Origin of the sequence: Dietzia sp. CQ4, assembly GCF_014145125.1 — a bacterium.
GTDB classification, from domain to species: Bacteria; Actinomycetota; Actinomycetes; order Mycobacteriales; family Mycobacteriaceae; genus Dietzia; species Dietzia natronolimnaea.
Genome location: NZ_JAALDZ010000443.1, coordinates 1 through 3,816, shown reverse-complemented (window position 1 = coordinate 3,816; position 3,816 = coordinate 1). Strand labels below are relative to the sequence as shown.

Annotated in this window: 3 protein-coding genes; all 3 read right to left on the bottom strand. The window is 71.3% G+C overall.

The window, feature by feature from the left end:
• Positions 1-851 (bottom strand): serine/threonine-protein kinase (locus G6031_RS18590; RefSeq protein ID WP_182654093.1); only part of this gene is annotated, 851 nt, incomplete at its 3' end.
• Positions 848-2,320 carry a penicillin-binding transpeptidase domain-containing protein gene (locus G6031_RS18585; RefSeq protein ID WP_182654092.1) on the bottom strand — a complete coding sequence of 491 codons (1,473 nt, stop codon included), beginning with the start codon at positions 2,318-2,320 and terminating at the stop codon, positions 848-850. The genes G6031_RS18585 and G6031_RS18590, both read right to left, overlap by 4 nt.
• Positions 2,321-2,327: 7 nt before the next feature.
• The gene (locus tag G6031_RS18580) at positions 2,328-3,770 is read right to left on the bottom strand and encodes an FtsW/RodA/SpoVE family cell cycle protein (protein ID WP_182644383.1); all 1,443 of its coding nucleotides are present in this window, start codon (positions 3,768-3,770) and stop codon (positions 2,328-2,330) included.
• Positions 3,771-3,816: the final 46 nt, after the last annotated feature.

Below are 3,816 nucleotides of genomic sequence, written 5' to 3'. Positions count from 1 at the left end.
GGCGGTCGGGGGTCGCGCCCGGCGCGCACGTCGGCCACCGCCTCGGCGAAGGCCTCGCCGTCCGGGTACCGGCGAGCCGGGTCCTTGACCATGGCGTCGGCGAGGAGCCTGCGGACCGGCGGCGGCACCGAGTCGGGCAGCGGTGGCGGCGTCTCCCGGACGTGCATCATCGCCACGCTCACCGGTGAATCGGCCACGAACGGCCTGCGCCCGGAGACGCACTCGTACCCCACCACGCCGAGCGAGTACACGTCACCGGCCGGGGTGGTCTCGTGCCCCATGGCCTGCTCGGGGGCGATGTACTGGGCGGTGCCCACGACCATCCCGGCCTGGGTGACCGCCGCGGACCCCATCGACTTGGCGATGCCGAAATCGGTGAGCTTGACCTGCCCGGAGGGCGTGATGAGGATGTTGCCCGGCTTGACGTCCCGGTGCACCAACCCGATCGCGTGTGCGGCGTTGAGCGCGCGACCGGTCTGCTCCAGCATGTCGAGGGTGTGGCGCAGCGGGAGCGACCCCTCGCGGGACAGGACGTCGGACAGCGGCTCGCCCACCACGAGCTCCATGACCAGGTAGGACAGTGGGCTACCCGAGGCCGGGTCGTCGATCTGCCCGTAGTCGTAGACCGTCGCGATCCCCGGGTGCGAGATCCGTGCCGTCACCTTGGCCTCGGACCGGAACCGCTCGACGAACTCCTGGTCGGAGGAGAACTCGGCCTTGAGCACCTTCACCGCCACGTGCCGGTCCAGCACCGCGTCGGCGGCCTCCCAGACCTGACCCATCCCGCCCGTGGCGATCAGGCGCAACAGGCGGTACCGGCCGGACAGGAGCGCTCCGGAGTTGAGGCTCATCCGGCTCCCCCGAGGAGGGCACCGAGGACCTCGCGCCCGATGGGGGCGGCGTAGGTGGAGCCCACAGTGTCGCGGGTGACGCCCGGCCCCGATTCGATCGCCACGGCCACGGCCACGTCCTGCCCGGGTACGAACGCGATGTACCAGGTGTAGGGGACGGACTCCGCGGCGTCCACGCCGTGCTCCGCGGTGCCGGTCTTGGAGGCGATGGTCACCCCGGGCAGGCCGCCCCCGGCGTTGCGCTCCGCGCCCTCCATGAGCTCGGTGAGGGTGCCGGCCTGCTCGTCGGTGAGGGCGCGTCCGGCGTCCTCGGGGGTGAACCCCTGCACCACGGAGAGGTCCGGCGCCGTGAGCGAACGGATCAGCTTCGGCTGCATACGCACCCCGCCGTTGGACACGGTCGCGGCCACCATGGCGTTCTGCAGCGTGGTCATGCGGACATCGCTCTGACCGATCGAGCTCATGGCGAGCTGGGCGGCGTCCTCCATCTGGCCGAGCCCGGACGGCGCCGCGGGGATCCCGAGCTCGTCCGGCTGACCGCCGTCCACACCGAAGCGCTCGGCCATCTCGGTGAACGCGTCGGCACCGATCTCCTGGCTGAGCTCCACGAAGGGCACGTTGCAGGAGAGCTCGAACGCGGTGCGGAGGGTCACGGTGCCGCCCCCGCAGGTCTGGCCGGCGTAGTTCTGCAGGAACGTGGAGGTCCCGGGCAGCAGGGTGCGGTCCGCGCCGGAGACCGGGGTCTCCGGTCCCATCCCGGACTCGAGGGCGGCGGCGGTGGTGATGACCTTCATGGTGGACCCGGGAGGCAGGGACTGCTGGGTGGCGTGGTTGAGCAGCGGCCGGTCGGGGCTCTGCTCGATCCGCGCCATCTCCTGCGTGCGGACGGTCTGCTCCTGGCTGGACAGGGCGTTGGGATCGAAGGACGGGCTGGAGGCCAGCGCCAGGACCTCGCCGGTGGAGGGTCGGACCGCCGCCACGGAACCCACGAAGGGCCCCTGGCCCGCGCCCCGCTGCAGCGCCGCGTAGGCGACCTCCTGGGCGACGGGGTCGAGCGTCAGCTCCACCGAACCGCCCTGGGGGGTGCGTCCGGAGATGAGCCCCGAGATGCGCTGGGAGAGCAGCCGCGGGTCGGACCCGTTGAGGAACGCGTCCTGGGACTGTTCGATCCCCGAGGTGGCGAACTGCAGGGAGTAGTACCCGACCGTCGGGCCGAACGCGGTCGGACCGGTGGGATAGGTGCGCTCGAACTCGTACCTGCCCTCGGAGGGGACCGACATGGCCAGCACCCGGCCGCCGGCGGTGATCTGCCCGCGCTGGCGGGAGTACTCGTCGAGCAGCATCCGGGTGTTGCGGGGGTCGGCGCGCAGGTCGTCGGCGCGGAAGACCTGCACCCAGGTGAGCTGCAGGAGCAGCGCGACCACCATGACGATGGCGGCGATCGCGATCCTGCGGATGGCGGCGTTCACGCGGCGCTCACCCGGACTTCCGGACGCGGGCCAGCAGCGGGGTCCGCATCATGCCCGTGGCGGCCTCGGCGAGCGCGGGAGTCTGACGCGGGGTCGGCAGCGGCCGCCGGGCGTCGTCCGACAACCGGAGCAGGATGGCCAGCAGGGCGTAGTTGGCGAGCAGGCTCGACCCGCCGTAGGCCATGAAGGGCAGGGTGAGCCCGGTGAGCGGGATGAGGGTGGAGACCCCGCCGACCACCACGAACACCTGGATGGCCACGGTGAAGGCCAGGCCGACGGCGACGAGTTTGCCGAAGCTGTCCCTGATGGTCAGACCCACGCGGATCCCGCGCAGGACGATGATCGTGTAGATCATCAGCACGGCGGCGAGGCCGATCAGGCCCAGTTCCTCGCCGATCGTGGAGGTGATGAAGTCGGTGCCCGCGAACGGCACCTGGTCCGGCCGCCCGTTGCCGAGTCCGGTGCCGCCCATGCCGCCGGAGGCGAGACCGAACAGTGCCTGCGAGCTCTGATAACCGCCGGTGTCGAAGTAGGCGAAGGGGTCCTGCCAGATCTGGAACCGCACCCGCACGTGCCCGAAGAGGGCGTAGGCCAGCACGCCACCGATGCCCACCAGCACCACGCCGATGAGCAACCAGCTGACCCGCTCGGTGGCCACGTAGAGCATGGTGAGCACGGTGGCGAAGAGCAGGAGCGCCATGCCGAGGTCCGTGTTGAACACCAGCACGCCCAGGGACAGGAACCACGCCACGATGATCGGCCCGAGGTCACGCCCGCGGGGCAGGTCCACGCCGAGGATCCGCCGACCGGCGCTGGTGAACAGCTCCCGCTTCTCGACCAGGATCGAGGCGAAGAAGATGATGAGCAGGATCTTGGCGAACTCGCCGGGCTGGATGGTGAAGCCGGGCAGGATGATCCAGTTCTTGGCGCCGTTGATCTCGGAGAACCGGGCGGGCAGCACCGCCGGGATCGCCAGCAACACCAGGCCGGCGAAACCCATGGTGTAGCCGTACCGGGACAGCACCCGGTGGTCCCGGAGGAAGTACAACACGGCCGCCATGAAGGCCAGCCCGATGAGGGTCCACAGCAGCTGCCGGGTGACGTCCATCCCCGGCGGGTCGGTGCCGTTGGCCACGGCGCGCGCCGCGTACGCCAGGTCGAGGCGGTAGATCAGCACCAGGCCCAGGCCGTTGAGCAGGGCCACGGCCGGCAGGAGCACCGGGTCCGAGAAGGGGGCCAACCACCGGATCAGCAGGTGGGCGCCGCCGCACAGACCGAGGTAGGCGAGGGTGAGCCAGAGCAGTGTGAGGCTGAGTTCCTGCTCCTGGGCCAGCTGGACCAGGAGCAGTGCGAATCCGACGATCACCGAGGCGGCGACCAGCAGCACGAGCTCCTTGCCGCGGCGGGGCGGGGCCGGAGCCGCCTGCGTTCCGGGTGCGGGGGCGGCCACGGGTCAGCTCACCGCCCGGCAGTCGACTCCCGGCACGGGGGCCGGG